The sequence below is a fragment of the Hymenobacter sp. M1-2 genome (genome assembly GCF_057808495.1).
Map to the genome: position 1 here is coordinate 26,134 of NZ_JBTYZO010000019.1, position 21,802 is coordinate 47,935.

Genomic DNA, 21,802 nt, shown 5'->3' on the forward strand with positions numbered 1-21,802 from the left:
GCGCTTATGAGTTTGGCGGGCGGAGCACTGGCAACCCGCGGTCCGTAAACCTAGGTCTGCAAGTTTGGCCCGTACTATTCGAGGCGGCGCTCCGGGTGCAGGTACCGGCTAGCTTCCAAGGCGCAGCGGAACTCCGCCTGACCGACGCTGGGCCGTACTGTACGTGAGCAGCACGTAACACTAGGCACTCAACCCGCTACCCTCAACAGCCTCGATGCCTTGCTCGCTGGCGTGTACTCCTTGCGCCTCCTTCTACCCGATGGCCGGCAACAACCACTATCGGTGCTGAAATAGCTTTTGCACATCAACAAAAAGCCCCGGATCAAGCTGATCCGAGGCTTTTTGTTAGTACGGAAAGTTATCCTTTAATCGGCCGCAGCAAAACTTGCAGGAATTGTCACTCTATCGAAGTAGAAAAATCTCTCAAATAAAAGGCCACCTGCGTGCAGGTGGCCTTTTATTAACGTAGAGTGCCGTTAAATTGGCACGTTCACGTGGCGCTCGGCGTGGTAGGAGCTACGTACGAGCGGGCCGCTTTCTACGTATTTCAAGCCGCGAGCCAAGCCTTCTTCCTTGTAGTGGGCGAACAAATCGGGATGGATAAATTCGGCTACTTCCAGGTGGCGCTTAGTGGGTTGCAAGTATTGGCCTAATGTCAGGATGTCGAGGCCGTTGGCTACGAGGTCATCCATCGCCTTGTACATTTCATCCTTGGTTTCACCCAAGCCCAGCATAATACCCGATTTGGTGCGCTTGCCCGCCTCTTTGGTTCGGCGGATCTGCTCCAGGCTACGGTCGTATTTAGCTTGTGGGCGCACTAGGCGGTAGAGGCTGCCCACCGTTTCCATGTTGTGCGACACCACTTCCTGGCCGCCGGCAATCATGGTTTCCAGTGCTTCCCAGTTAGCTTTCACATCCGGAATCAAGGTTTCGATGGTGGTTTCAGGCGAGAGTTCTTTCACGCGCACCACCGTTTCAAGCCAGATGCTAGCCCCTCTGTCCTTTAGTTCATCCCGGTTGACGGACGTGATAACGGCGTGCTTGACGCCCATGAGTTGAATGGCTTCGGCTACGCGGCGGGGCTCATCGGTGTCATATTCGTTGGGGCGGCCCGTGGCCACGGCGCAGAACGAGCAGGAGCGGGTGCATACGTTGCCCAGAATCATGAAGGTGGCCGTACCGGCACCCCAGCACTCGCCCATATTGGGGCAGTTGCCGCTCTCGCAAATGGTGTGGAGTTTGTGCTCATCTACCAGCCGGCGCACAGCGGCATATTCGGGCCCCACGGGTAGCTTCACGCGCAGCCAGTCGGGTTTGCGCGGCTTCGCTGGCGCTAAGGCTTCGGGTTGGATAATGGGCAGGGTCAGCAGCAAATCATTCATGCGGCAAAGGTAACGTAGCCAGAAAACATGCGCGACAGTAAACAGAACTTCACCCTAGGTATAAACCCGGGAGCAAGTTTGCTTACTTACCGTTAGCACTTCGCTGCTACAATAGAAGTTAGTTTCTTGACCCTAAGTAAACCGTGAGGTATACAGAAGGGAAGAACCGGTCATTGATAACCGTTTCGCCTTGCAATTGTGCGGGCGGACTCAAAATAGTGGGCCGCTTGGCGTATGCTTCCAACAAAAATCCCGTCTCGATACCTGCCACGGCATCACGGTAGCGGCCATATTCGAAGCTGAGCGCCGCGCGCAGGTGTGCCCCAATGTAAGGCTTCACCTCACCGATACCCGAGAACAAAGGTGCCCGGTCCAAGAGAAACCTTCTATCCCCGTGCTTTTGCGGGTCGAACTGCTCAGCCCGCACATCCTCCGGACCAATAGGATTGCCGCGGCTGTCGCGGGCAGTGTAATCGTAGTAGATGTAGTAAGGTAGTTGCAGCCCGATGGATGGGCCCGCGCCGAACAACCCGTTTACTTGCACGCCGGATTCCGGCGCCTTACGGAAAATAACTCGTTGCGCACCTATTGTGGGGCGCAACACAAACAGGTAGTTGCTTTTATAGTCTATGTAAGAACTGCCGTTGTAGCTGGCTACCCGCTGTTCTTTGGGATGCTTCACCTCCACGCCTTCAATGCTCCAGTAGCGTGACCAGTTTTCGTTGAGCACTTTCGTAGAACGCACCGAAACGCCCCCAATAAGGCCGCCTCGGGTATTGAAGTTGATGCCATACACGAATTCCTTCCGGTAAGAAGGATCATCGTTGGGAGCAGGCGCCGTCGTCTGGGCCCAAACGGCGGCCGGGCTAGCTAGGGCCAGCACGCCGACAAGAGAGAATACGTGTCGCAAGGGACGCAGGGAAGCTGAGGAAGAAGGAAAAACAAACCGACCGGGCTGCCCGGCGGCTACCCTATCGAAAGTACGTAAATTTGTGAGCATCATTTTGTTTTTCTGCTTAGCTTCCTCAACCTCGATTTTATGAGCACTGCCACCGCCCGCTACGCCGGCCACCTGCGTACCGAAGCCACCCACACGGCCTCCGGCAACACCATCCTGACCGATGCTCCCGTCGACAACCACGGCCGGGGTGAGGCATTCTCCCCCACCGACCTCGTATGTGCTTCCCTCGGCGCGTGCATGATGACTATTATGGGCATTGTGGCCGACCGCCACAACCTTGACCTTACGGGGGTTACATACGAAATCACGAAGCATATGGCTGCCGAACCGCGCCGTATCCAACAGATTGACGTGCTATTTCGTTTGCCCGCCGCGCTAGCAGATAAGGAACGCAGTCTGCTAGAAAACGCGGCTCGTACGTGTCCCGTGGCCCTTAGCCTCAACCCGGAAATCCGGCAGGAGGTTCAGTTTGAATATAATGGCTAAATGGCTGCATGGTTAAATGGTTGGTCGTTCTAACAACTCGTTGAACGACCAACCATTTAACCATGCAGCCATTTAACAATTCAACCATTTACTGCGCTTCTAACGTCGCTCAGGCGGATACCCATGTGGGAAGCATCGTAGCGGCATTCGCCATCCTGAATCAGGAGCAGTTGCGGCGACTCGTGCTGCACGCCAAACTTCTGAGCTATTTCGGTGGAAATGGGGCGGTAGCGGAGCAAGTCCAGGTAGTAGAGCTTTGCGTCGCTGAGGCCCGCATCGGCCCACTGGCGTTCCAGCTTGCCCTTGGCGGCGGCGCTGATGGAGCAGGTGGTGCTGTGCTTGAAAATGAGAACCGGCTGCTCCTGCGACTCGCGCACGATGTCGAGTAGCTGTTCCGATTGGGTGAGTGGTTGCCAGGGCGTGGACATGGGTACTAATGAGAGTTTACTGAGGAGTAGGCTTCTTCTTCTTGCGAAGACGTAAAGACACGGTGCTTGGTTCACTTACGCGGGCGGCCCCCGTATTGTCGAACTTATAACTGTCTCGTTCTTTACCAGCCTCACTCGGGCGGCTTCCTTCACCCCGCTTCAACGATTTCTTGTCGACAGCTAAGTGTGAGTCTTTGTAAGGAGCCGGATGCTTGCGGGCGTCGCGCAGAGCACGGCGGTTCTGGGCCCGTTGGTTGGACTCTATAATCTGGGCTGGAGCCTCGACGGTGGACCAGCACCACAGGCCAAGAACAAACAAGAAGCAGCGCATGGGGCGGGAGGAACGGGTTGAAAGACAGAACCAAAGAACGAAACTCGGCAGAAAAAATCACTCCGTGAGTCGGGAGCAGAAGCTGAGCAGGTAATTGGTAGCAAGTAGTCGGTATTAAGACAACAAGATATTACCCTGTTCTGCTTTAGTGATTGTTCAATACCCTGATACTTAGAACCTACTATTCAAAATGGGAGCACGATACCCATAAACTTGCGCTGCCCTACTTTCTTTACGCGCTTACGACGCTCATACTTGGGTTTTTTCAGTAGGCCTTTCTTGTCGTAGCTGTTTTTCTCAATCTTTACTTCGGTGGGGTCGGTGGTAGCAACGCTACCATCGGCGTTGGCATCGGCGGAGCCTTTCTTGGCTTTTTTCACCTTGGGCTGCGGAGGGCCTTTTGGGCTGGGCAGCGCGTAGCGGTGGCAACCCGAACCCGCCAGCAACGCAACCAACAGCAAGCAGAGCCCCAAAAGCCGGCCCACGCCCCATAAAATTGGTCTTCGGCTGCGCGTAGCGGTCTGCATACGTTGGTACTTCTTCATTATTAATTCCTCACTCCTCATTACTTGACTTAGTAGCTGAGCAGCTTTTCCACTGCTTCGCGCAGACGCTGCTGGGGCAAAAACTGCTTTTCGAGAGGCGGCGAAAAAGGAACGGCGGTATCGAGGGAGGCTACGCGCATGAGGGGTGCATCGAGGTACTGGAAGCAGTGCTCCGCAATCCAGGCTCCTAGCTCGCCGCCCAGGCCACCAGTGAGGGTGTCTTCGTGCAGCAGCAGTACGCGGCCGTTTTTGGCCACGGTGCGGCGCACGGCTTCTTCGTCCCACGGTAGCAGGGTGCGCAGATCGAGGATGTCGGCGTCAAGATTCAATTCCTCGGCCAGCGCCAAGGCCCAGTGCACGCCCGCGCCGTAGGTGATGATGCTCAGCGTTTCGCCCTCCCGCACTAGCGCCGCCTTGCCGATGGGCGTGGTGTAGTATACATCGGGCACGGGGGCCGAGATGCTCCGGTAGAGCAATTTATGCTCGAAGTACATCACTGGGTTGGGATCTTCGATGGCAGCGCAAAGCAGGCCTTTGGCATCGACGGGGTTGCTGGGATACACCACTTTCAGGCCCGGCGTGTGCGTAAACCAAGCTTCATTGCTCTGGGAATGGAAAGGGCCCGCGGCGGTGCCGGCGCCGGTGGGCATACGCACCACCACGTCGGCGTTCTGGCCCCAGCGGTAATGGCTTTTGGCGAGGTTGTTCACTATCTGGTTGAATCCGCAAGTCACGAAATCGGCAAACTGCATTTCTACCATCGCCTTCTTGCCCTTAATGCTCAGCCCCAGTCCGGCCCCCACGATGGCCGACTCGCACAGGGGTGTATTGCGCACCCGTTCCTTGCCGAATTGCGCCACGAAGCCGTCCGTAATCTTGAACACGCCGCCGTAGTCGGCAATGTCCTGGCCCATGAGCACCAGCTCGGGGTAGCGTTCCATGCTTTGGCGGAGGCCATCGGAAATGGCATCAACGTAGCGCTTTTCGGTAGTGCTTGGTGCTTGGTCCTTAGTGCTTAGGTCGTTCGGGCTAAGCACTAAGAACTCAGCACTAGGCACAAAAGGACGGTACATGTCGCCTACTTCCTCTTGCAGACTGGCCGTAGGCATGGGCACGGCATCAGCGGCTTGTAGGCCGGCTTCTATTTCGTGCTTGATTTTCTCACGCACTTGGTGGCGGCCGGTTTCACTCAGAACGCCCTGCTCTACCAGCCACTTCTCGTAGTTTTCTACTGGGTCTTTCTGGGCCCACTCTTCAAACAGCTCCTGCGGCACGTACTTGGTGCCACTGGCTTCTTCGTGGCCGCGCATCCGGAACGTGAGGGCCTCTAGCAGCACGGGGCGCGGGTTGCGGCGCAGGTCTTCGGCGAGGCGGCGCACGGTGTCGTACACTTCCAGCACGTTGTTGCCATCGACCTGCACGGCTTCCATGCCGTAGGCGGGGCCTTTGTCGATGAAGTAATTGAAGCGGAACTGCTCCCGGCTCGGTGTGCTCAAGCCATAGCCGTTGTTTTCGATGATGAAGATGACCGGCAGCTGCCATACAGCGGCCACGTTCAAGGCTTCATGAAAGTCACCCTCCGAGGCACCGCCGTCGCCGCTGTACGTCACGGTTACTTTGGGGCGCTGCTCCAGCACGTCGGCCAGGGCAATGCCGCCAGCCACGGCTAGCTGCGGGCCGAGGTGGGAAATCATGCCCACGATGTGGTGCTCGTTGGTGCCGAAGTGGAAGCTTCGGTCGCGGCCTTTGGAGTAGCCGGTGGTTTTGCCCTGCCACTGCGCGAAGAGGCGGTCCAAAGGAATGTTGCGGCCCGTGAATACGCCTAGGTTGCGGTGTAAGGGCAGGATGTACTCATCTTCTTCCAGCGCCAGCGTGCTGCCCACCGAAATGGCTTCCTGCCCTATCCCCGAAAACCACTTGCTCACTTTGCCCTGACGCAACAGAATCAGCATTTTCTCCTCGATCATGCGCGGCCGGAGCAGGTGCTGGTAGAGGTGCAGGAGAGTTTCGTTGGAGTAGTCTTTGCGGTCGAAGTTCATGGGGAGACGCGGGGGGAGAAATATGGGCTTAAAAGTACGGCTTTGGGCGGAAGGACAAGAACATCAGGAGGAGATGAAACGGGCACGTACAAAAAAGCCCCGTGGCTTAATGGCTACGGGGCTGAAGGTGGTAGTGAGTAGTACTTTTCCGGGCAGTGACTCCTGTTACCGGTCGGGCAAGGTACGGGGTAGTCATAGAGTAGTCTCGGACTTTGCTCGGACTAGGCGAAAATAGACGTTTTGCACGTTGGCGGGAAGATGGGCGGTGCGCTTGGACTACTGGAGATAAGGCCGGGCCTTTATATATCGATGAAATTATGGAAAGCGCGAGGCGGCGGCATCTATCTTCGTAACCTCCATTCTTTTTCCTTTTTCTATGCGTCGAATTTTACCCGCTGGTTTTCTTTTTTTGGCCGCTATTGCCGCTAATGCTCAATTATTAGAACAGCTGACGCCGCGCCGAGTTTCCGTTGAATCACATCTAGTAGATAGCCTTGCTTCTAAACTGCGTCAGAAGCTACTCATTGGAACATTTTCCTGCGGATTTAGAGGAGTGATAATAACCACGACGTATAACTTCTCACCATTCACCACGATTCAACCAGCGCTTAGCCACGTGGCGGGGGTGCAGTATACGCCCTATTCTGGGGCACCAGGGGCCTGGGCTACGGTGCGTATTCGGGGTATTGCCAACGTGACGGGCAACAGTCAGCCGCTGTACGTGGTGGATGGAGTGCCGGCCTACAATACCGACGTGACGCCGGAACAGTGGACCGGCCCACAAAATTTATTCACCCCCGATCTGCCCACGCCCCAGACACCTAATGCCAACCCACTGCTGGACATGCCCGTGGAAGATGTGGCGATGATTGAGGTATTGAAGGGTGCCGCCGCCACGGCGCGTTACGGGATGCAGGGTACCAACGGCGTTATCCTTATCAGCACGCGGCGCGGTGCCGATGGCCTGGCCACTGCCCAGCCGCTACGGGTGCGGTACGCCGGCTGGGGCGGATTGCAGCAAGTACGCCAGCACTACGCACTGCTGAACGCCCGGCAGTACGCTAACATGATAAACGCTACCGTTGTTGATCAAGGCGGCCAAGCTTCTTATTCTGCCACCGACCTCAGTAACCTAGCTGAGGTAGATTGGCAAGATCAGGTACTCCGGACGGCCGGTATGCAGAACCATAATGTGAGCGTGGACGGCCTCACACCGCATCACACCCGCTACTACGTGGCCGCCGACTACCTGCGCCAAGCGGGAGTGGTGAAACGATCGAGCCTGAGCCGCTACCACCTGCGCCTCAATCTTGACCAGCAGTTGACCAGCAAGCTAAGCGTGGGACTAAAAGCCAGCGGAAGCCAGGCAGACCAGCGCTACGCCGGCACCGAGCCCGACGCGCGGCCTTTGTTACGGGAAGCCTTGCTCAGTATACCCGCCGTGCCAGCACGCACTATTTCCACAAGTCCTTTTATTCGTAGCGAACTGGATTTCTTCTACGCCACCCCCCGTACGCGACGCCTGCTTACCCAACTCAGCGCCTCCTATCAGTTCAACGATGCGCTGAGCCTGAATGTGCGCGGCAGCCGGGAGCAAGTCGAAGCCCGCCGGTTAGGCTACTCGCCCGAAAACTTCCAGGCCCCTACTCTGCGCGTAGTGGAAACAAGCACCGCCACGACCAATAGCTACAACTGGGTAGCCGATGCCGTACTGCGTTATCAGCACACGTTTGGAGAGCGGCACAGCCTGGTAGCTACACTCACTTACCTGCGCCAGCAATACGAGCGGGAACAAGAATTACTGACTTACACCGCCATTACTCGAGAGAGCTCTTATTATCGAACGAAATTCACTGGAATACATAACCCTTCGGTGGCCTTTACTTACACGTATGGCGGACGCTATGAGGTACAGGCTTCATTACGAACCGATGTGGCCGCCACAGACGTTGGAATTCCAACCAAAGCCTACTGGTTTCCGGGGGCTCAGGTGGGGTGGCACCTCAACAAAGAAGGCTTTCTGGCGGGAGCTTCAGGGTTGAATGACTTAACCGTGTGGGTTGGGTCGGGGAAAACTAGCTCTTACTTTTCCTCCGACCGTACCACTCACCACGACGCTGGCTTACGCGTGGGCATCTTGGATGGAAGACTTACGCTGGAAGCTAATGCCTACCAACGTCGTACGCAACATGCTCAAACTATGCTACCAGTGTCACTTGCTGGTTCCAGCGGATCGAGCACTAGAGTGTACGTTCCGGATATAACGCTACGCAACCGTGGCTTGGAGCTAACGTTAGCCAGCACCTGGCAGCTTGGTTCTCTAGTCAGTTATTCACAATTGGCCGCTGCTGCTAATCGCAATCAGATAGAAGCCCTTAACTCATCATTCTTTCCCAATAGCACGTCGTTTTTGGGGTTGAAAAAAGACCAGTCGGTAGGCCGCTTCTTTGTATATGAGCAAAACGGCACCTACCCAGCTAGTTCGCCTGATGCCGGCCAGACACGCTACCGTGACCTCAACAACGACGGCCAGATTGACCCCTCCGACCGGACCTACCAGGGCAGCGGCCTACCGCGCTACACGCTCAACATCTATCAGCAGTTGCAGCTGAAAAAGTTTCGGCTAGAAGCCCAGCTTGATGGGTTGTTTGGCTATCAGATTCTGAACACCACCCTTGCCATATTGGATACGCCTACGGGCTATACTAATAGTTCTGCCCGTGCTATTGACTACTGGACCACGACTCGCCAGAACACCTCGGTACCCCAACCTGGCAGCAGTTCGCCCTACAGTTATAGCAATAGAAATCTGGAAAGCGGTAGCCACGTGCGTCTCTCACAGCTCATCCTGAACTACGAAGTACTCAATAGCGGCACCCAGAAAGCCAGCGTATGGGTGGGCGGCCAGAATTTGTTCGTGACAGGGTCCTACCGGGGTTACGATCCTAACGTGAGTAGCGGTGGGGCGTCTCCGCTGCGAGCCGGCCAGGATGCCAGCGTGTACCCGGTAGCCCGCGTATGGCAGTTGGGCGTGCGAGGGGAGTTCTAGGAATTGCGGGTACACTGTTGCGCAGCTCGCCCCACTTCACGCGGCACTCCGCTAGAGTTTGGCATTTCGTGATTGAATAACCCGGCGGAAGGGCCAACTTTGTATTCCGCCGATACCGCTCATGAAGAAATCCTACCTGTTTGGCCTGCTGGTCTTGTTTGTGCTGCTGGACCTGGGCTACACTTTTTTCCAGGCCTACCAGCTGCCCCTCGATGGCGACCTGCCCAGTATTGTCCTGCCTGATGCTGATTGCCGACAAGTGCTGCACGACCCTTTTGGCTGGGCTGTGCTGACGCGCAACGAGGTATACGTAGCGCCAAACCGGTTTTTCGCGCATGCCGCTATGGTGTCGTATTTCAAAACGGTGCCGTTCGGGTTGCAGCGTATCACGGACCCTATCAGCAGTATATATGCTGCCTGCGCGCTGTTTGCGGTGGGCGTGCAGGCGCTGCTGCTGTACGTGCTGGGGGTTTACATCAGTGGCACGTACCGGCTTAGTCGGCGGGGGCCGTGGCTGGCGATGGCGCTGCTGGTGCCCTTGTTTCAGGTGGCTGGCTACAACGACCAGATGGGTATTATCGACCGGGCTATTACGTACACGTTTTTCTACGCCTTCCCAATAACGCTGCTGCTGTTGTTGCTGCTGCCTTTTTATCTGGCGGCTTCGGCTGGGCAGCCGCTCCGCATAAGCTGGCCGAGCCGGCTAGCGTTGATTGGGCTCATGGTGGTGCTGGCTTTCAATGGCGCCATCATCACGGGCGTGGTAGCAGTATTATTTTTCGGAATTGCGCTGCATTGGATTGTGCAACAATGGCAAGCAGGGCTACGCTTCAACCTAGCCCAGTGGCTTGGCCGACTTCAGCAGGTGCCGCGACTCAATGTAGCCTTGCTAGGACTGTTCACGCTATTGTGTTTGTACTCGCTCTACATTGGCCGAAACGAGAAGGAAAGTACCGGCCACATTTTGCCTTTGCTGGAGCGGTACCTGCGGATTCCTTCGGGCATCTTCTGGCAAATGCATAAACTAGGTTTGCCGCTGCTCATTCTGGCGGCGCTAGGCAATACCTGGCTGATTCGCCGCCAGCTGGCAGCCGTTCCGGGCAGCCAACGCATCCTTCGTGTCCTGCTGTGGCTGGGGCTCTTCTCGGTGGTGTACGTGCTGCTGCTGCCGCTCGGCGGCTACCGTGAGTACCGGCCCCTTATCATCCGCCGCGACTCCATCATGCCCCTTATTATCGGGTTGATGTTTTTCTACGGTTTGTCAACCTACTTCGTGTTGCACCATCTTCCGGCCCATCCGCGCCGTTGGTATATAGTGGGGCTGGTCTTGTTTTCGGCTATCTTCATCAACGCCGATCGGTTATGGCTCAAAGAGAAAGACAACAACGCCTGTGAGCGGCGCGGCCTGGAACGAATTGCGCAGTCCACGGAATCCGTAGTGAGAGTGAGTGCGGAATGCAAGATTATGTCGTGGTGGATGATAAACGCCCCCGAGTATTCCGAAACCAACGCGCAGTTGCTCAACTACTGGGGCGTAACCAACGGCAAGAAACTCTATTACCACGAAGGCTGGTAAGTGCTGAAACAGTATTTTCTACTACTCCCTCCGTCGTTGCGGGTCTGTAAGGAGGCACTTTAAATTTGTGCATTATTGCTGAATGTCGTGCTCTAATTACCACGTTCATCGATGCACAATAGTAGCAACTGTGCGTTATAGAACCCAATGCCTTTGCTCGTGGTTTGTTGCGTACTCCCTTTCCATATTGCTGTATGATTCATTTCGAAGAATTCACGCTCGCCAACGGCCTGCGCTGCATCGTCCACGAAGACCACACGACGCCCATGGCGGTACTCAACGTGCTCTACAACGTGGGCTCGCGCGATGAGGACGCCGCGCACACGGGTTTTGCGCACTTGTTTGAACACCTTATGTTCTCCGGCTCGGTCAATATTCCGAGCTACGATGAGCCACTGCAACGCGTAGGGGGCGAAAACAACGCCTTCACCTCGCCCGACATCACCAACTACTACCTAACCGTACCGGCCGCTAACATCGAAACCGGCTTCTGGCTCGAATCGGACCGAATGCTCAATTTGGCCTTCTCCGAAAACGGCCTAGAGGTGCAGCGTAAGGTGGTAGTGGAGGAATTCAAGCAGAACTACCTCAACCAGCCCTACGGCGACGTATGGCTGAAGCTTCGTCCTCTTGCCTACGAGCGGCATCCTTACCAGTGGGCCACCATTGGCAAGGAAGTCAGCCACATCGAAAATGCCGTGATGGACGATGTACGGGCGTTTTTCAAGAAACACTACGCGCCGCAAAATGCTATTCTAGTGGTGGCCGGCGCCGTTACGGTGGCGGAAGCTCGCCGCTTGGCCGAAAAGTGGTTCGAGCCGATTCCGGGTGGGCCGGCTTATGAGCGCCAACTGCCCGCCGAGCCGCGCCAAACTGCGCCCCGCTTCCTGGAAGTAGCGGCCGATGTGCCACTTAGTGCCTTGTACAAAGTGTACCACATGCCCGCCCGCAGTGCCGCTGAGTACTACGCCGTCGACTTATTGAGCGACGTCCTAGGCCGGGGCAAGTCGAGCCGTCTTTACCAGCAATTGGTGAAAGAGCAGCCCCTTTTCAACTCTATTTCGGCTTCGGTGATGGGCTCGTTGGAGCCTGGCCTGCTCGTTGTGAGTGGCAAGCTGAACGCCGGCGTAACGCTCGAAGCCGCCGATGCTGCCGTGGAGGCGGTGGTTGCGGCGCTTCGAGACGAGGAAATACCGGCAGAGGAGTTGGAAAAGGTGAAGAATCAGGCAGAAGCTAGCATCGTATTCGGGGAGATAGAGTTGCTGAATCGCGCGATGAACCTTGCTTACTGCAAACTCATGGGCGATGCCAACCTCATCAACCAGGAAAGCGCGCGCCTGCAAGCAGTAACTCCCCCCGATGTCCGGGCAGCTGCCCAAGATGTGCTCCGCCCCGACAATTGTAGTACGTTGTATTACCGAGCCCAACCCCGCGAAGAAGTAACGGTGTTAGAAGCAGTAGCCGCCGACGATTTGCAGTAGTCTAGCCGATTGCAGCCACAAAGAAGCCCGGCCAACTATCTCGTTGGCCGGGCTTCTTTGTGTTGATACCTAACTGGACTAAGCTATCAGGACGAGCAGCTTACCAACCGCTGCCACCCGAACCCCAGCCATCATCTTTCTTTTTGGCTGGAGCAGCTTTCTTAGGAGCAGGGGCTGGAGCAGCAGTTTTCTTGGTGGCCGTAGCGCCGTCCGATGCCTTAGTAGCACTAGCTGAGGCAGCAGCGGGTGCGGGAGCAGGCGCTGGTTCCGGCGCAGCCGCTACCGGTTCTGGAGCAGGCTCTGGTTCTGGCATAGCAACAGGAGCTACTGGATCTGGCCGGCGCGTATTGCGCTTAACGTAGGGCGCCAGTGGACGGCCCCGGTAGTCAGTAGTTACGCGGTGCGAAGGAGCGGCCGTGAAACCCGGCGCTACCACCGAGCCACCTGGCTGGGCTTCTGGAGCAGCACTAGCAGCAGCACCGCCAAAACCAGCTCGGCTGGAAACAGCATCGGCAGCGGGAGCCGGCTCAGCGGCGGGAGTTGTGGCTGGCGCGGGTTCTTCCGCTACTGCAGCAGCGGGAGCAGCCTTTTTCGCGGCCGGAGCAGGAGCCGCTTTCTTAGTGGCCGGAGCAGCACCGCCCCAACCGGCCGACGAGCCCCACCCATCAGAGGAACCCTTCTTGGACTGCGCCTGCGAAGGAAGAGCTACCAAAAATGTGCCGGCTAGCAGCAACAAAAACGCGAAACGAGTCATCATAAATTAGGGTTAAAACGCTGCAAGATACGGCTCCTTGCTCTGGCAAGAAACTCTTTTCACACTTTCCTCCGAACGCAATACATCGGTAGAAGTTCCTAGTGAAGATAATAATTAAATCCTATGCTATTCTCCTCTTTATACGATCTTACCAAGATTCTTTCATAAGGAATACAAAATATAGGTTGGTTTATTTTACTGTTTGCTGGTGCTATAACGCCCTGCTCCATCCTTTAGAAATAAGAACTCCTCCCTTCCGACATAATACTAGAAAACGGCTGCCAGCATACTTACGCTCAAACAACCAGGCGGCTCTTTTTGCACTATAGACTCGTCTTCCTCACCCTCGATAGCAGATTTAGGAAAGGAGTGAGCAGCAAAAAGCCCGGTTTGTTGGACCAGGCTTTGCGGGAACTGCTATGACAAGCTTGCCACCAGCTACTGCTTTTTGCGAGTGGTTTTGGCGGCGGGAGCGGCTTTCTCTGATGAGATAGAAGAAGCACCGCCCGCTACAGGTGCAGGCTTGGCTTTTTTCTTCAGCGGGCGGCCCATATAATCGGTGGTCGGTGGGCTTGGCATGTTGAGGCGCAAGCCCGGGGCCAGCTTCAGGTTCTCTTCGTCGCGCCGATTCGAGCGGTCATAGCGGGCATAGGCTCCGGACCGAGCTTTTGCTCTGGTGTTGCTGGTACGGTGGTAGCCGTTCGCAGCTTTTTTGGGGCCTTTGGGGCGGGTCGTTTGCTGAGCTTGGGTTTCAGCAGTGGTGAGCAGAGAGCCAACTACAGCCAGCCCAACAACAAAAAGAGAAACTATACGCATGGCGGAAAAAGGTTAAGCACGACAGGTTTCCCTCCTACGCAATCCTTGCCGTTTCGGCTAACTTACCAGCTGCCAGCCGTGTTAGCGGCTACTGGAGAGGCTTTTTCTACTTTTTTAGCCAGCGTTGAAGCCCCCTTCGATTTACGCTTGATTGGGCGGCCCCAGTAGTCGGTGCTCACGCCCCGGTACGGCGCCGAATTCATGCCCGGCGCAACCATCACCCCAGAAGAACGCATCATGGGGTCGGTGCTCTCTTCTTCCTGATAGGCAACTTCCTTGGCGGGGGCAGTGGTCCGGTTAGAGGCTTTTTTCTTCAGCGGACGGCCCCAATAGTCGGTGCTTGGCCGGTCGTGCAGGCTCAGGCTTTGGCCGGGAGCCGTGTTCCAACCCGTGTTGTAGCGAGGCGCTTCGTCGGTGGCAGCGGCGGCCGTAGCAACTGGCTCATCACCCCAGGAGTCGGCCGCTGCTTGCGGCTGGCTTTGAGCGAAAGAAGTGCTGAACGAAGCAACGAAGAGGAAGGCAGAGAAGAGTAGCGTTTTCATGGCGAGAAAAGAAAGGCGAAGTGGAAGACTGAGATAGAAGAAGTAGCGGTGGCGGCAGAACGGGTGGCGCCCCGCGTTCCGGCTGCTGCCGTTGGTATGAGTGCTTTTGCAGCAACCGTACCAACTTTCCATCTCCCCAGTGACGAGCCATTCCTATGGGTGCTTAAAAATGCCGTACATAGGCTAGGAAGGCAGTTTTTATAAACTCAAAAATTTCTTTTCATCTCAATTAGCGTTGCTCTTCACGCGGTTCACAGCCCCTTTTTTCTACTCATCTCACTACTGGCTACCTTTGTATTACTATGCAAGAGAATATTGCCCGGCTACGCGCCGAAATTGATGCTTACGATCTGAGCACCCCCGACCAGCTCGACCAGTTCCGTATTGCCTATACCGGCCGCAAAGGCCAGTTGGCCGACCTATTCGATCAATTGAAGACGGTACCGCAGGAGCAGCGCCGGGCCGTAGGGCAAGAGCTGAACCAGTTGAAGCAGCTAGCCCTAACCCGCTTCGAAAGCCGCCAGCAAGAGCTTGAAGCCGCCGCCACCAACGCCCCCGCCGATCCTACCTTCGACTACACGCTGCCAACCATTCCCAACGCGCTTGGCACTCGGCACCCGTTGAGTCTGGTGCGCGAGGAAATCGTGCGAGTGTTGGCTCGAATCGGTTTTAATATAGCGGAAGGCCCCGAAATAGAAGATGACTGGCACAACTTCACGGCGCTGAACTTCCCCGAAAACCACCCGGCCCGCGACATGCAAGACACGTTTTTCGTGCACCGCACACCTGGCGAGCCGGAATGGGTGTTGCGCACGCACACCAGTCCAGTGCAAGTGCGCGTGATGCAGACGCAAAAGCCCCCCATTCGCAGCATCATGCCGGGCCGAGTATACCGCAACGAAGCCATTTCGGCCCGTGCCCACATGATGTTCCATCAGGTGGAAGCCTTGTTCGTGGATGAAAACGTGAGCTTCGCCGACCTCAAGCAAACCGTTTACTACTTCGTTCAGGAGTTGTTTGGTGATGATGTGCAAGTGCGTTTCCGCCCTTCGTTCTTCCCTTTCACCGAACCCAGCGCCGAAATCGATATCACTTGTCTCATTTGCAAAGGCAAAGGCTGCAACATCTGCAAAGGCACGGGGTGGGTGGAAATAGGTGGCTGCGGTATGGTTGATCCGGCCGTGCTGGAACAGTGCGGCATCGACCCCGAACGGTATTCTGGCTACGCCTGGGGCATGGGCATTGAGCGGATTGCGATGCTCAAATACCAAATCAAGGACCTGCGTTTGTTCACAGAAAACGACATGCGCTTCCTGCGACAGTTCGAAAGCGTACAGTAGCGCGGTAGTACTGGTATACTGCCTGGCTGTACGCAAGCGTTAGTACAGCGCCAGCGTACAGCCCGACTACAGGCTTTCTGGTTCGTTTATCTACGCTTCACGGTGCAAGAAATGCAAGAAATACAACGTAATGCTAGTCTGAGCTTTTGGCGGGCCGCGGGTGCTCTAGTGGCTTTGTGCAGTCAATTAGCTTTGTCAAGTTGTGGCTCGGACTCCAACAATGTCGATCCGCAGATTCCGCTTGCTAGCTTCAACCAGAGCATCAACCTTACTAATCAGCAGTATGCTAACCTGCGTTTCAATAACGGCGCTGCCTACGTCGCGGGGGGAGTGCGGGGCCTTATTGTGGTGCGCCAAAATGCCAACACCTATTACGCCTTCGAGCGAAATTGCACGTACCGCGTCAACGATACGTGCGCCCGCGTCAGCATCGATCCTTCTTTGCTGTTCCTAAAAGATGCCTGCTGCGGCTCCCAATTCAATCTGCAAGGGCAGGTGCAGCAAGGTCCCGCCAACCGGCCCCTTCGCCAGTACAGCACTTCTCTGTCCGGAAACCTCTTGACAATCACGAACTAGGGGCTTATTGAAAATATTTTTGCATGCAATACTTGCACCGCCTCGCGATTTGGCCTAATATTGCACCCGCAACGACACATAAACGTTGCCATAACCGCTTCCTTAGCTCAGCCGGTTAGAGCATCTGACTGTTAATCAGAGGGTCCCTGGTTCGAGCCCAGGAGGGAGCGCTACCACTGCAGAAGCCCCTTGTAAATCTTGTATTTACAAGGGGCTTCTGCATGATCTACCTACTAGATTTCTTCCCGTGGCAACCATCCTCATTGTTGAAGACGAACTGTTGATTGCGGCGGAGATTGAGCGGGCCCTGCACCGGCTTGGTCACACCCCTCTCGAACCCGTTGATAACAGCGACGACGCATTAGCCGCCCTTGCGCGCCATCCCGTCGAACTGGTGCTAATGGACATCAATATCGAAGGCGACACCGACGGCATTGCGACGGCGTTGCTGGTACGGCGGCGGTTTGCGGTACCGGTGGTTTTTCTGACGGCTCGTTCGGATGCGGCAGCGCTTAACCGGGCCAAACTCGCGCAGCCTTACGGCTATATTCTCAAGCCTTTCACTGATGATATGCTGCGCACCCAGCTGGAGCTGGCTTTGTATGCTGCCTATCAAGCTTCTCCGCAGCTCATCAAGCCTGAGCCAGATCCGGAAGCTACGGCGCCCGACGATGTTCGAGTCAATTTCTTTTTCGTCAAGAAAGGCTCAACGTACGTCAAGCTGCAAGCCGCAGACATTCATTATTTGGAGGCATTCGATAATTATGTTCGTCTGCACTCGGCTACGGGGCAATTCGTGGTGTATTCTACCTTAAAAGAGTTGGAGCAAAAGCTTCCTCTCTCCTTCCTCAAAACGCACCGCTCGCACATCGTCAACCTCGACCATGTTTCGGCCTATGAGGAAGGCTGCGTGCTGCTGGGGAAGGCCTATGTGCCCGTTAGCCGCTCTTACAAAGAAGAATTGAAGAAGCGTCTGCACCTGCTGGGCTAGTAGAGCACAACAGCTCGGCGCTTCCTGAAACGAGTTTCTCTGAAAATCTGAGAAAGAGAAAACTGCCTAGTGGTTGTGCTGGAAGCTGTACACTGGGCAATGCCATTCACGGAGTTGTAGTGTAACTCGTCTGCTTGCTAGACACCGTTCGCCAAATTTTGCTGGCGGACTTCGAGCAGCGCACGTAGTTTTCACTGTCGAACGCGCTTCTGTTCTACGAGTTGAAAAGATGCGCGGACGGCACAACCTCAACCGTGCTTCAAATGATGCAGCTGCCGTTTTCTTCTCTTTCTTTCGTTTCCACGCAGGCTCCGGCGCACTACTTCTGCCGCCGATTTACGGAGCGCCTAATTACGGTACGCGGGGAGTTAGCGGCTTATCGTACCGTTGAAGATGTTGAGGAGTTTATTGGTTCTGATGCTTCCGATGCGCACCAACGTCAGGACCCGCGAAATTGGCGGGCGTTGGGGCACACGCAACAGCCCATATACCTGGAAGTGCCAGCCGAAGCCGAGCCTCGCTTGCTGCTGTTGCTAACCGTTGATAACGTGCGCTACTGCACTTTAGAAGAGCATCCCGGTCCCTTTCGCCTTCCCGGCAACCCAACGCGCACAAACCACCCTCAGGAATACGCCTCGATACAGGACGTGGCACTGGAAAAGCAACGCACCGCGGCAGACTTCTGGGGCTGCGTCGTGGCAGTTGGTACCGACTTGGTGTGGCACGTGTTCGAGGAAGCAGGGACATTTCCGCGCAAGGATCTTCGGGAGCCCGTGGGCTTAAATCTGAGTGGCTGTTCCACCAAATATTGCCGGGTTTGAGTTTGGCAAAATCCCTCTAGCTATTGTGTGTTGCGCCTATGTTTCCACTCACCGCCGACCTCTACGACATTCAGGACGTTGCCGCCTTCACGTTTCGTGACCATAATCGGCAGCTTATGAGGTGCCAATTGCTGGTTCACCCCTTGCAAGGATGGGCCGTAGCCACGGAACTGCCCGACACTAAAAATCTGGTGTTGTCGGTTCCGACGCTGGCGGCCACAATCTGTGAACAGTTCTGCATCGATCCTACTGCCCTCGCTCTTCTTACGCGGCATGTGAATGGCACTTATTATGAGGCGTACTATACCGTGCATTTTGCCCACGCTGAGCAAAAAGGAGCCGGCATTATCTGTTTCGAAAGCCCTAGCCGCCAGTTACTAAGCCCAGAAGCCGCTACCGATTTGCTGCTGCACTTGCAGGCTGGCCTAGCGCCGGACCCAGCGTGGCGCGCCATCCAAGCTGCTTAGTCAGGCAATAAAGTTATGGGACCTGAGCAGTGAGAAAGCCGTTTGTTTTTCAGATCCTTACAGATAAGAGTAGATGCCGTTATGGTGGGCCAAGTGTTTGGCCTGCCTAGCTCGGGAAAGAATTAAGTGAAGATTAGGTACGTCTCTTTTCTGTTTACATGTGATTATTGTTTCTCCTGCATCAAACCCCTTTACAGAGTACGCCGAACAGTTGCGCGAAGCTGGCTGTAATTTGCTGCTGCTGCACTCGTCGGAACCCGTAACGCCAGAGCATTTAGCGGAGCTTTTTCGTCAGCCGGTATCCGATATTTTGGCGGCTCTCAACCGGGCTGGCATGTTGTCGCCCTACTATTTCACGCAGTTGGAAACGTCGCCGGCGGTGGCGGCATTTCTGATAGCTACAGCCCAACACGGGCTGAACTGCGAGAGCGAGCAGCAAAGCACACCGGCCGTGCAAGAAAGAATCCGCCGGGCCTTGGCGCCTGCTTAGATAGCCACAGCTATTCTCAGGCACGCATCGGCTTGTAAACCTTTACAGTCAGCCCCTCAGCAGATGCTGCGCGGCTGGCTAGTTGCTGTATGCGGCTAGACTAGTGCAGCGGCCTTATTCTGATGGTGTGCTGATATCCAGCACCTATTCCACAGGCTCGCACTCAGTGTCAATGGTGAAGCGGCGGCCGTTCTGCGTCACCTGGGCTTTGCCTTGCTCGAAGTCGGTTGCGGAGTCGTAGCGGGCAAATGGCTTGGTGCCGGTGGTAGGGTCGGTGAGGTAGTCTTTGGTGATGAACGTGTAGCCGTCTGCCATTCGAACCCGCGCCAGTCCATCCCGAAACGAGTACGCCTCGCGGAACATAACGGGGGGCTTGCTCGGCGTAGTTGGGCCGTTGATGTAGTGCCAGCCCTGGTGGTTGAGAACCGCGGCATAGCCCTCGGAGAAATCCAGCGCGTTGAAATAGTAGGAATCGAATTCTTCGCCCTGCTCATCAATGAACGTGTACGTATCGCCGACCCGCACCCGAGCGTATCCTTCCGCGTATGAATTCAGCGCGTCGTAGGCCACTGGTACTACCTCTTTGCCGGCGGCATCTATCATTCCGTACGCCCCGTTTTCTTCCACTACTGCTCGGTGCTGCTGAAACGCCCCCACTGACGAGTACTTCGCTGGTATCAAAGGCTTGCCATTCTTATCGGCGAAGCCCCATTTGCCGTTTTCCTGATAGGGAGCGGGCGCACCAGCGCCAAGGTGACTTACGCCCCATATTCCAAGCCCAAGCAAGAATACACCACCCAACACGGCAGCAACGCGGGGCAACCGTCGGCGCCATATTCGCAGGCTCCGGTATTTCGAAAGCGGACGAACAGCCGTAGTGGGGGCGTGTGGCACCGGCGCAGGAGCCGCTGCTGCGGGTACAGTTTCCGCGGCTGCCGTGCGGGCATGTAGCTGCTCGATGAGTCCGCCAAGCCGTTGGATCTTGGCGTCGAGGTCCTGGTTGCGCGCCTCTGACTCGGCGCGCGAGGTTCGGATGGCTTCTTCTAGCGCGGCTTTCTCCTGGCTTTCTATTGCCAGCCGTTCACGTAAGGCCTGGGCTTCGGTGGTTATGGGTGGAGCTTGCGCTAACTGGGCCTGTAAGGCGGCCATGTTCTGCTCGCGTTGGGCTTCCCGCGCTTCGAGAGCCTGGAGCTGCTGCCGCAATTCCCGCTGGGATTCTACCTGCAGGTGCTCCAGCCGTTGCTTTTCGGCCTGACTGGCGGCTACTTGCTCAGACGAATGGCCATAAGGAGTGTCTTCCAATACATCTTCGGCCCCCAACCAACCCCACAACCGGCCGAACACTCCTTTAGGAGCTTGGGGGGTGGGTGCTGCGTTGAAAGCAGGAGCGGCTTCGACGGGAGTTGCGGGTTCCTCCGTGTCCTGCGCTAAACTATGGGCCCACTGCGTCAGGTCGTCGTCGCTGAGGTCTATTTCGGGGCGGGCCAGCTGTTTGAGCCGACGAGGTAATTGCGCCACGCTGGCGAGTAAATGGAAGCTGCCATCTGGCTGGCTGCTCAACTGCGCTTCCACTTCCGGCCCAAAGGTAACCGGCGCGGCAAATACTACTACGCCCGTGATAAACTGCAAATTGGCTTGCTCCGGGCCGAGCTGTGGAGTGAGCCATTGGATTAGAGCCTCTTTCTGCCGGCGAAACTGCTCGAACGGATTGGTAGCATTTTCAATAGCTCCTTGCAAGGGTTGGTTGTCCAGCTGCCACGCTCCGCTGCTCAGGGAAGGAATACGCAGATATCCTCCGCGCGGCACCAACATCAAAATTGTAATGCTGTGCGGACGCACCACAAGGGCCTCCACAGAATCGTTTTCGCCTGGTACGGCGAAGTTGCTCAACAGCAGCGAAACCGGACCATTGGGGTCGGATTTTAAGACGGCCCGCACCTGTTCGTACTGCTGCTGATGCAGAGAGTCGGAAAAAGGAGCATACTGAAAATGGTGCAACATAAAGAAATAAGTTACCGCTCAGCTGCAAGGCAGCAGCGCGGTTATGAACCGCAGAGTTCTGCCCCAGCTACTGTAGAGCAAGCGTTGGGCCGAACTTTGTTTAGAAGAGGGCGTAAGCACCGTACTTCTCACTTTTTACATGAATATGAACCGCATTTCGCTTTTACTGGTCGTCAGCTTGTGGCGGGCGTCTGGTCAGATTGCCTTGGCCCAAGGACGCGGCAATGGGAAAGACAAAGACAAGAAAGAATACAAATACGAAAAGGACAAAAAGGATAGGAAGTACAAGTACAAAGACAAGGATGGCAAGGGCCGTTACAAAGACGATGACAATCGGCAAGAAAGTAACAACCAGGTCTCCAACGGAAAATTAGGCGACATTATAGGGCGGGTTATTCTACCAAGTGCGGGCTCGTCTGGTCCTCGCCAGCTAGCTGGAGTGCCACGTGGTCATTATCCGCCGCCCGGCCAATGCCGCATCTGGTACCCCAACCGTCCGCCAGGCCACCAGCCCCCGCCCACCGATTGCCAGAGCCTGATTGGTGCCCGCTTGGAACCGGGAGCCTTCATTCTGCACGGCGACCAAGCCTATGACACGGCTTACGATTGGCGGGAAGCAGAGCGTCAGCAGCCGGGTTCCGTGGCCCGTGATATTCTGGATATCCTGTTCCCGCGCCGCTAGCTTCAACGCTAGCTGCCCAACCCAACAGCGCCCGGCGGCTCTCA

The 21,802-nt window shown here is 56.0% G+C and carries 21 protein-coding genes and 1 tRNA gene; 12 read left to right on the forward strand and 10 right to left on the reverse strand.

What is annotated here, in order from left to right; genetic code table 11:
* Nucleotides 1–476: 476 nt before the first annotated feature.
* On the reverse strand, nucleotides 477–1,370 hold the full coding sequence (gene lipA, locus ACYSMN_RS17805; protein ID WP_488925341.1) for a lipoyl synthase: 894 nt from the start codon (nucleotides 1,368–1,370) through the stop codon (nucleotides 477–479).
* Nucleotides 1,371–1,500: 130 nt separating this feature from the next.
* The gene (locus ACYSMN_RS17810; RefSeq protein ID WP_488925270.1) at nucleotides 1,501–2,292 is read right to left on the reverse strand and encodes a hypothetical protein; all 792 of its coding nucleotides are present in this window, start codon (nucleotides 2,290–2,292) and stop codon (nucleotides 1,501–1,503) included.
* Nucleotides 2,293–2,421: 129 nt separating this feature from the next.
* Here ACYSMN_RS17810 and ACYSMN_RS17815 point away from each other — a divergent pair, with 129 nt between their 5' ends.
* The gene (locus tag ACYSMN_RS17815) at nucleotides 2,422–2,829 is read left to right on the forward strand and encodes an OsmC family protein (RefSeq protein ID WP_488925271.1); all 408 of its coding nucleotides are present in this window, start codon (nucleotides 2,422–2,424) and stop codon (nucleotides 2,827–2,829) included.
* 80 nt (nucleotides 2,830–2,909) lie between these two features.
* On the opposite strand, the gene ytxJ is transcribed toward ACYSMN_RS17815, so the two are convergent.
* The 4 genes from ytxJ to ACYSMN_RS17835 all read right to left on the reverse strand — a co-directional run bounded on the left by ytxJ (nucleotide 2,910) and on the right by ACYSMN_RS17835 (nucleotide 6,172).
* On the reverse strand, nucleotides 2,910–3,257 hold the full coding sequence (gene ytxJ / locus ACYSMN_RS17820) for a bacillithiol system redox-active protein YtxJ (protein ID WP_488925272.1): 348 nt from the start codon (nucleotides 3,255–3,257) through the stop codon (nucleotides 2,910–2,912).
* A gap of 16 nt (nucleotides 3,258–3,273) precedes the next feature.
* Nucleotides 3,274–3,588 (reverse strand): hypothetical protein, encoded by a 315-nt coding sequence (locus ACYSMN_RS17825; protein ID WP_488925273.1) that lies wholly within the window; start codon nucleotides 3,586–3,588, stop codon nucleotides 3,274–3,276.
* A 185-nt stretch (nucleotides 3,589–3,773) separates the two neighbouring features.
* Nucleotides 3,774–4,073, reverse strand: a complete 300-nt coding sequence (locus ACYSMN_RS17830; protein ID WP_488925274.1) for a hypothetical protein — start codon at nucleotides 4,071–4,073, stop codon at nucleotides 3,774–3,776.
* 89 nt (nucleotides 4,074–4,162) lie between these two features.
* The gene (locus ACYSMN_RS17835; protein WP_488925275.1) at nucleotides 4,163–6,172 is read right to left on the reverse strand and encodes an alpha-ketoacid dehydrogenase subunit alpha/beta; all 2,010 of its coding nucleotides are present in this window, start codon (nucleotides 6,170–6,172) and stop codon (nucleotides 4,163–4,165) included.
* Between the two features lie 553 nt (nucleotides 6,173–6,725).
* Here ACYSMN_RS17835 and ACYSMN_RS17840 point away from each other — a divergent pair.
* From ACYSMN_RS17840 to ACYSMN_RS17850, 3 genes are all read left to right on the forward strand, one after another.
* Complete coding sequence (locus ACYSMN_RS17840; RefSeq protein ID WP_488925276.1) at nucleotides 6,726–9,221, forward strand: TonB-dependent receptor plug domain-containing protein; 2,496 nt, start codon at nucleotides 6,726–6,728, stop codon at nucleotides 9,219–9,221.
* A 121-nt stretch (nucleotides 9,222–9,342) separates the two neighbouring features.
* Nucleotides 9,343–10,797, forward strand: a complete 1,455-nt coding sequence (locus ACYSMN_RS17845; RefSeq protein ID WP_488925277.1) for a hypothetical protein — start codon at nucleotides 9,343–9,345, stop codon at nucleotides 10,795–10,797.
* 194 nt (nucleotides 10,798–10,991) lie between these two features.
* Nucleotides 10,992–12,278: a M16 family metallopeptidase gene (locus ACYSMN_RS17850; RefSeq protein ID WP_488925278.1), complete on the forward strand. Its 1,287-nt coding sequence runs from the start codon at nucleotides 10,992–10,994 to the stop codon at nucleotides 12,276–12,278.
* 100 nt (nucleotides 12,279–12,378) lie between these two features.
* On the opposite strand, the gene ACYSMN_RS17855 is transcribed toward ACYSMN_RS17850, so the two are convergent.
* From ACYSMN_RS17855 to ACYSMN_RS17865, 3 genes are all read right to left on the reverse strand, one after another.
* A complete protein-coding gene (locus ACYSMN_RS17855) occupies nucleotides 12,379–13,035 on the reverse strand; it encodes a hypothetical protein (RefSeq protein ID WP_488925279.1) in 657 nt (218 codons plus the stop codon).
* Nucleotides 13,036–13,470: 435 nt separating this feature from the next.
* Nucleotides 13,471–13,848, reverse strand: coding sequence for a hypothetical protein (locus ACYSMN_RS17860; RefSeq protein ID WP_488925280.1), 378 nt, complete (start codon nucleotides 13,846–13,848; stop codon nucleotides 13,471–13,473).
* 62 nt (nucleotides 13,849–13,910) lie between these two features.
* Nucleotides 13,911–14,390 carry a hypothetical protein gene (locus ACYSMN_RS17865; RefSeq protein ID WP_488925281.1) on the reverse strand — a complete coding sequence of 160 codons (480 nt, stop codon included), beginning with the start codon at nucleotides 14,388–14,390 and terminating at the stop codon, nucleotides 13,911–13,913.
* Between the two features lie 302 nt (nucleotides 14,391–14,692).
* Here ACYSMN_RS17865 and pheS point away from each other — a divergent pair, with 302 nt between their 5' ends.
* The 7 genes from pheS to ACYSMN_RS17900 all read left to right on the forward strand — a co-directional run bounded on the left by pheS (nucleotide 14,693) and on the right by ACYSMN_RS17900 (nucleotide 19,075).
* Nucleotides 14,693–15,730: a phenylalanine--tRNA ligase subunit alpha gene (pheS, locus tag ACYSMN_RS17870; protein WP_488925282.1), complete on the forward strand. Its 1,038-nt coding sequence runs from the start codon at nucleotides 14,693–14,695 to the stop codon at nucleotides 15,728–15,730.
* 111 nt (nucleotides 15,731–15,841) lie between these two features.
* The gene (locus ACYSMN_RS17875; RefSeq protein WP_488925283.1) at nucleotides 15,842–16,306 is read left to right on the forward strand and encodes a Rieske (2Fe-2S) protein; all 465 of its coding nucleotides are present in this window, start codon (nucleotides 15,842–15,844) and stop codon (nucleotides 16,304–16,306) included.
* 96 nt (nucleotides 16,307–16,402) lie between these two features.
* Nucleotides 16,403–16,476: transfer RNA gene (locus ACYSMN_RS17880), tRNA-Asn, on the forward strand.
* Nucleotides 16,477–16,553: 77 nt separating this feature from the next.
* On the forward strand, nucleotides 16,554–17,297 hold the full coding sequence (locus tag ACYSMN_RS17885) for a LytR/AlgR family response regulator transcription factor (RefSeq protein ID WP_488925284.1): 744 nt from the start codon (nucleotides 16,554–16,556) through the stop codon (nucleotides 17,295–17,297).
* Between the two features lie 263 nt (nucleotides 17,298–17,560).
* Nucleotides 17,561–18,118, forward strand: a complete 558-nt coding sequence (locus tag ACYSMN_RS17890) for a hypothetical protein (RefSeq protein ID WP_488925285.1) — start codon at nucleotides 17,561–17,563, stop codon at nucleotides 18,116–18,118.
* A gap of 38 nt (nucleotides 18,119–18,156) precedes the next feature.
* On the forward strand, nucleotides 18,157–18,585 hold the full coding sequence (locus ACYSMN_RS17895; RefSeq protein ID WP_488925286.1) for a hypothetical protein: 429 nt from the start codon (nucleotides 18,157–18,159) through the stop codon (nucleotides 18,583–18,585).
* A 160-nt stretch (nucleotides 18,586–18,745) separates the two neighbouring features.
* Complete coding sequence (locus tag ACYSMN_RS17900) at nucleotides 18,746–19,075, forward strand: hypothetical protein (RefSeq protein ID WP_488925287.1); 330 nt, start codon at nucleotides 18,746–18,748, stop codon at nucleotides 19,073–19,075.
* A gap of 144 nt (nucleotides 19,076–19,219) precedes the next feature.
* Here ACYSMN_RS17900 and ACYSMN_RS17905 read toward each other — a convergent pair whose 3' ends face one another.
* Nucleotides 19,220–21,076 carry a WG repeat-containing protein gene (locus ACYSMN_RS17905; protein WP_488925288.1) on the reverse strand — a complete coding sequence of 619 codons (1,857 nt, stop codon included), beginning with the start codon at nucleotides 21,074–21,076 and terminating at the stop codon, nucleotides 19,220–19,222.
* A 145-nt stretch (nucleotides 21,077–21,221) separates the two neighbouring features.
* On the opposite strand from ACYSMN_RS17905, the gene ACYSMN_RS17910 reads away from it, so the two are divergent.
* Nucleotides 21,222–21,758, forward strand: coding sequence for a hypothetical protein (locus tag ACYSMN_RS17910; RefSeq protein WP_488925289.1), 537 nt, complete (start codon nucleotides 21,222–21,224; stop codon nucleotides 21,756–21,758).
* Nucleotides 21,759–21,802: the final 44 nt, after the last annotated feature.

Bases quoted from the DNA above. Each gene is read 5' to 3' on its own strand.
- ACYSMN_RS17865 (WP_488925281.1), bottom strand. From the start codon at position 14,390: ATGAAAACGCTACTCTTCTCTGCCTTCCTCTTCGTTGCTTCGTTCAGC.
- ACYSMN_RS17890 (WP_488925285.1), top strand. From the start codon at position 17,561: ATGATGCAGCTGCCGTTTTCTTCTCTTTCTTTCGTTTCCACGCAGGCT.
- ytxJ (WP_488925272.1), bottom strand. From the start codon at position 3,257: ATGTCCACGCCCTGGCAACCACTCACCCAATCGGAACAGCTACTCGAC.
- ACYSMN_RS17905 (WP_488925288.1), bottom strand. From the start codon at position 21,076: ATGTTGCACCATTTTCAGTATGCTCCTTTTTCCGACTCTCTGCATCAG.
- ACYSMN_RS17910 (WP_488925289.1), top strand. From the start codon at position 21,222: ATGAACCGCATTTCGCTTTTACTGGTCGTCAGCTTGTGGCGGGCGTCT.
- ACYSMN_RS17835 (WP_488925275.1), bottom strand. From the start codon at position 6,172: ATGAACTTCGACCGCAAAGACTACTCCAACGAAACTCTCCTGCACCTC.
- ACYSMN_RS17875 (WP_488925283.1), top strand. From the start codon at position 15,842: ATGCAAGAAATACAACGTAATGCTAGTCTGAGCTTTTGGCGGGCCGCG.
- ACYSMN_RS17825 (WP_488925273.1), bottom strand. From the start codon at position 3,588: ATGCGCTGCTTCTTGTTTGTTCTTGGCCTGTGGTGCTGGTCCACCGTC.
- ACYSMN_RS17845 (WP_488925277.1), top strand. From the start codon at position 9,343: ATGAAGAAATCCTACCTGTTTGGCCTGCTGGTCTTGTTTGTGCTGCTG.
- ACYSMN_RS17815 (WP_488925271.1), top strand. From the start codon at position 2,422: ATGAGCACTGCCACCGCCCGCTACGCCGGCCACCTGCGTACCGAAGCC.
- pheS (WP_488925282.1), top strand. From the start codon at position 14,693: ATGCAAGAGAATATTGCCCGGCTACGCGCCGAAATTGATGCTTACGAT.
- ACYSMN_RS17860 (WP_488925280.1), bottom strand. From the start codon at position 13,848: ATGCGTATAGTTTCTCTTTTTGTTGTTGGGCTGGCTGTAGTTGGCTCT.
- ACYSMN_RS17895 (WP_488925286.1), top strand. From the start codon at position 18,157: ATGTTTCCACTCACCGCCGACCTCTACGACATTCAGGACGTTGCCGCC.
- ACYSMN_RS17850 (WP_488925278.1), top strand. From the start codon at position 10,992: ATGATTCATTTCGAAGAATTCACGCTCGCCAACGGCCTGCGCTGCATC.
- ACYSMN_RS17855 (WP_488925279.1), bottom strand. From the start codon at position 13,035: ATGATGACTCGTTTCGCGTTTTTGTTGCTGCTAGCCGGCACATTTTTG.